This window comes from Pseudomonas sp. NDM, from assembly GCF_003105095.1.
Taxonomy (GTDB): Bacteria; Pseudomonadota; Gammaproteobacteria; order Pseudomonadales; family Pseudomonadaceae; genus Aquipseudomonas; species Aquipseudomonas moraviensis_A.
In genome coordinates, this window is sequence record NZ_QETJ01000269.1 from 1 (window position 1) to 3,648 (window position 3,648).

At 61.0% G+C, this 3,648-nt stretch carries 3 protein-coding genes; 1 reads left to right on the forward strand and 2 read right to left on the reverse strand.

The features are described 5' to 3' along the window. Positions 1 to 86 precede the first annotated feature (86 nt). The gene (gene dacB, locus DCO47_RS26170) at positions 87 to 1,547 is read right to left on the reverse strand and encodes a D-alanyl-D-alanine carboxypeptidase/D-alanyl-D-alanine-endopeptidase (RefSeq protein WP_039763007.1); all 1,461 of its coding nucleotides are present in this window, start codon (positions 1,545 to 1,547) and stop codon (positions 87 to 89) included. Positions 1,548 to 1,781: 234 nt separating this feature from the next. Here dacB and DCO47_RS26175 point away from each other — a divergent pair, with 234 nt between their 5' ends. Next, on the forward strand, positions 1,782 to 2,126 hold the full coding sequence (locus DCO47_RS26175; RefSeq protein ID WP_016773843.1) for a YggL family protein: 345 nt from the start codon (positions 1,782 to 1,784) through the stop codon (positions 2,124 to 2,126). Positions 2,127 to 2,373: 247 nt separating this feature from the next. On the opposite strand, the gene DCO47_RS26180 is transcribed toward DCO47_RS26175, so the two are convergent. Then, positions 2,374 to 3,564 carry a benzoate/H(+) symporter BenE family transporter gene (locus DCO47_RS26180; RefSeq protein ID WP_116659241.1) on the reverse strand — a complete coding sequence of 397 codons (1,191 nt, stop codon included), beginning with the start codon at positions 3,562 to 3,564 and terminating at the stop codon, positions 2,374 to 2,376. Positions 3,565 to 3,648: the final 84 nt, after the last annotated feature.

Below are 3,648 nucleotides of genomic sequence, written 5' to 3' on the forward strand. Positions count from 1 at the left end.
CGCGATAGCGTCCGTCCAGACACATGTCAGCGTCTGATACACCGCTATCGCGAGCAGGCTCACTCCTACAGGGGTTTCAGCGTCGGTCAGAGCACCGAAGCGGTCTGCGGCAGTTTCGGCTGTTTGTACAGATCCAGCAGCACCTGATCGAGCACCGACGAGGCACCGAACGGGGCCTTGTCGTTGAGGATCGCCACCACCGCCCAGGTATTGCCGTTGACGTCACGGCTGAAACCGGCGATTGCGCGCACGGTGTTCAGAGTACCGGTCTTGACGTGGGCTTCGCCGCGCATCGCCGTGGTTTTCAGACGTTTGCGCATGGTGCCGTCGGTACCGGCAATCGGCAGCGAGCTGATGTATTCGGCGGCGTACGGGCTGTGCCAGGCGGCCTGAAGCATATTGGCCATCTCACGCGCACTGACTCGCTCGGCCCGCGACAGACCAGAGCCGTTCTCCATCACCAGATGCGGGGCGGTGATGCCTTTCTTCGCCAGCCATTGACGGACCACGCGCTGCGCCGCCCGGGCGTCATCACCGTCGGCGTCGTTGCGGAAACGCTGGCCAAGGCTGAGGAACAGCTGCTGAGCCATGGTGTTGTTACTGTATTTATTGATGTCGCGGATGATCTCGGCCAGATCCGGCGAGTAAGCGCGGGCGAGCAACTTGGCGCTGCTCGGCGTCGGCGCCAGACGATCCTTGCCCTGGATGCTGCCACCCAGCTCCTTCCAGATCGCGCGCACGGCGCCGGCGGTGTAGGTGGCGTGGTCGAGCAGCGACAGGTAGGTCTGCGAACTGCAGCCTTCGCCCAACTGGCCGCCGACTGTCACGGTCACGCTGCCATCGGCCTGCGGCACCGGGTTGTAGCGCACGCCGCCGGTGCATTGCTTGGAGGGCAGCGCCTTGACGGTGTTTTCGATACGAATGCTGGCAATCGGCGGTTCCACCGAAATCAACACGCGGCCACCGTCATTGCGTGCAACGAAGCGCAGGGCTTTCAGGTTGACCAGCAACGAGTCGGGCTTGACCAGGAACGGCTTGTTGTCGTCGTTGCCGTCATCGTTGAATTCCGGCAATTGCGGCTGCACGAAGAAGTTGCGGTCGAGGATCAGGTCGCCGGTGATCTGTGTGACGCCGTTGGCGCGCAGGTCGCGCATCAGCAGCCAGAGTTTCTCCATGTTCAGCTTCGGGTCACCGCCACCCTTGAGGTAGAGATTGCCGTTGAGAATGCCGCCGCTGAGGTCGCCATCGGTGTAGAACTCGGTTTTCCACTGGTGGTTGGGGCCGAGCATTTCCAGCGCCGCATAGGTGGTGACCAGTTTCATCGTCGAGGCCGGGTTGACCGACACATCGGCGTTGAACACGGTCGGCGTGCCCGGACCGTCGAGCGGCACCATCACCAGCGACAGCGCGGTGGGCTGCAGCTTGCTGGCCTTGAGGGCTTTTTCGACGTTCGGGGTAAGGGAAGTGTTGATGGTGGCAGCGGAAACGGGCAGGGCCAAAGGCAGAAGAAGGCCAGCGAGAAACAGTGGACGCAACGATTTGATCATATGCAATAAAACCCTGCTGAAGAGGGGGAAAAAGACGAGGACATGGATGAAAAGGCCCTCAGTGGTCATGAAAGTGTCGGCATTATGCCCCAAGCTGTAACAGCTTGTGCCGTGTCAGGGCCGGCCAAGGGGTTATTTTTTTACAGGCGGTCGGCCGCAGCGGCCAGAGAGTCGGGCAATCGCCGGCTTAAACTGGTAAAGTGCCGGCCGTTATTACTTAAGAGGATTGTTCCAATGGCGACTAACCGTTCCCAGCGTCTGCGCAAAAAACTGTGCGTTGATGAATTTCAAGAGCTGGGTTTCGAACTGAACCTGGACTTCAAAGAAGACTTGTCCGAAGAAGCCATTGACGCTTTCCTCGAAGCATTCATCAAAGAAGCCATGGAAGCCAACGGTCTGGGTTATGTAGGCGGCGACGACTTCGGTCTGGTATGCCTGCAGAAGCGTGGCTCGGTCAACGAAGAGCAGCGCGCTGCCGTTGAAGCCTGGCTGAAAAACCGCTCCGAGCTGACCAAGTACGAAGTCAGCCCGCTGCTGGACGTGTGGTATCCGGAAAAGCCGATCAACGCGGCGAAGTGATACTGAAAAAACGGCGACCTTCGGGTCGCCGTTTTTTTTCGTCTGGGGTTTGGGTGTTCGACTTGGATTTGGTGGTGGATTTGCCCCTCACCCCAGCCCTCTCCTGAGGGAGAGGGAGCCGATTTGTGGGCTTTTCAAGATGTGAGTTCGACTCGGTACCTCATGTGGCGCACCTCTTCCAAACACCAAGGTCAGTTCCCTCTCCCTCCGGGAGAGGGCTAGGGTGAGGGGCTTTTGATCTTGTGCCTTACGCTTTGCGCCAGTTCAGGATAAGCAAGGTCAACACCCCCGCAACAATCCCCCAGAACGCCGAGCCAATGGAAAACAGCGTCAGCCCCGACGCGGTGACCATAAAGGTGATCAGTGCAGCTTCCCGTTCCTTCGCCTCGCTCATGGCGATGCTCAAACCATTGATGATCGAGCCGAACAGCGCCAGTGCGGCAATCGACAGCACCAGTTCTTTCGGCAATGCGGCAAACAGGGCCGCCAATGTGGCGCCGAACACCCCGGCGATCCCGTAGAACACCCCGCACCACACCGCGGCGGTGTAGCGCTTGTTGCGGTCTTCGTGGGCATGCGGGCCAGTGCAGATCGCCGCGCTGATCGCCGCGAGGTTGATGCCGTGGGAGCCGAACGGCGCCAGTAACAACGAGGCGATGCCGGTGGTGGTGATCAATGGCGAGGCCGGGACGTTATAGCCATCGGCACGCAGCACCGCGATGCCGGGCATGTTCTGCGAGGTCATCGCCACCACGAACAGTGGAATGCCGATGCTGATGGTCGCCGCCAGAGAGAAATGCGGCGTAGTCCAGACTGGCGTCGCCACTTCCAGATGAAAGCCGCTGAAATCCAGCAGCCCCATGAAGCCCGACAGCGCGGTGCCGATCAGCAGCGCAGCGAGCACGGCATAACGCGGCGACAGGCGTTTGACCAGCAGATAGGTGAAGAACATCCCCAGCACCAGCCCGGTGCGGTGTTGCGCGGCGACAAAGATTTCGCTGCCGATCTTGAACAGAATCCCGGCGAGCAATGCCGCCGCCAGGGAAGCCGGGATCTTTTTCACCAGCCGTTCGAAGCTGCCGGTCAGGCCGCAAATCGTCACCAGTACCGCGCAGGTAATGTAGGCGCCGATCGCCTCGCCGTAGCTGACACCGCCCAGGCTGGTGATCAGCAACGCCGCGCCGGGGGTCGACCAGGCGATGGTGATCGGTGTGCGATAGCGCAGCGACAGGCCGATCGAGCACACCGCCATGCCGATCGAGATCGCCCAGATCCACGAGGAGATCTGCCCGCTGCTCAGCCCGGCCGCTTGCCCGGCCTGGAACATCAGCACCAGCGAACTGGTGTAGCCGGTCATCATCGCGATGAAACCGGCGACGATGGCGGAAGGCGAAGTATCGGCCAGCGGGCGCAGGCGGGCGTGGGTGGCGTCGGTCATGACGGCGGTGTTCCTTATACCAATGGAGAGGTCCCCTTCGACGCAATCCCCCTGTAGGAGTGAGCCTGCTCGCGATGGCGGTGT